Source organism: Nitrosophilus sp. (assembly GCF_982775275.1).
On record NZ_CEXZHP010000313.1, the window covers coordinates 1 to 1,252 of the forward strand.

1 protein-coding gene is annotated in these 1,252 nt (G+C 42.3%); it reads right to left on the bottom strand.

Annotated features, from left to right (window positions below):
• Positions 1-42: 42 nt before the first annotated feature.
• Positions 43-1,252: ATP-binding protein (locus AC30RD_RS09585; protein ID WP_489494326.1), on the bottom strand; the 1,210-nt coding region annotated here is incomplete at its 5' end.

Consider the following 1,252-nt stretch of genomic DNA (forward strand, 5'->3'; position numbering starts at 1 on the left):
GGAGTCGAACCGGCACTGCTTGCGCGGAGGCGCAGGTGACGATTATGTTGCTTTTCCCAATAAGAAAGTATCAATGCTGAGTATTTCTATATTTTCAAGCTGTTCATTATGGTCAAATGTGATGAGTTTGCAGTTGTCTTTGGGGCTTTTTGTAAAGTATTTAAACGCATTTATTTCACGTTTTCGGGTGGTTTTATTGCTGATGTCATATGCCACCTGGTAGTAGGTTTTGTTGCTGTAAAAGTCTATTTCGTGGCGGTCTTTTTGGTAGGTTAAGCCATTGTCCTGTTTGTAGAGCGCGGTAAATACGCAATTTTCCAGAGACTTTCCAAGGTCATCTGAATGCTTTGGTGCAATTTGCAAGAAGCCATTGTCCAGGGCATAGATTTTTTTGAATGATTTGATGCGTTCTTTGGGTTTGTTGTGATATTTGTCGATCCGCTGGAGCAGGAAAACATCTTCAAAGTAGCGGATGTATTCACGGATGCTTTTGGTGCTGATGGCGAATGTGTTTGCCAGTGATGTGTAGTTTAGTATGCCTGTTACATTGGAGAGCAGGTAGAAAAAAAGTCGTTCGATGACTTCGCTATTGCGGATGCCATAACGCGGCATGATGTCTTGATAGAGGATGTTTTTTGCATAGCTGGTGAGCAGTTCTTTTTTGATAATGGGGTCTTCGATGCTAAATACTTCGTAGAAGCCGCCCCATTGCAGGTATTCGTCTTTGGCTCGCTGGATAGCAATTTTATTGCTGATTCGTTCTATTTCGGTTTTGTGGCTAATGTTTTTATAGTCTAAATATTCGCCAAAGGAGAAGGTATCCAAATGGATATTGAGGCTACGCCCACTGAGCAGGGTGATCAGCTCATTTGACAGCATGGAGGAGTTGGAGCCTGTAATAATGTATTTATTACGGCTTTGTTCGTATTGGCTTTTTATGTAGATTTGCCAGTTGTCAAAAAATTGTATTTCATCAAATATAATATACAACTGCCCTTGCGGGTCGATGAGTTGCAGGTAGGTTTCGTAGATGGTGTGCAGGTAGTTGGGATCATGGCGTACTTCTAAAAACAAGGGCTGTTCAAGGTTTACATAGAGGATGTTGTGCGCAGGTGTTCCATTGTCGATAAGATAATTAATGGCTTGCTTTGCCAGCGTGCTTTTGCCGCAACGGCGTATGCCTGTGATGGTGATGATTTGGCGCAAAGGAAGATAGGAGATCAAGGTATCTAATTGATCTCTGCTGGCATAG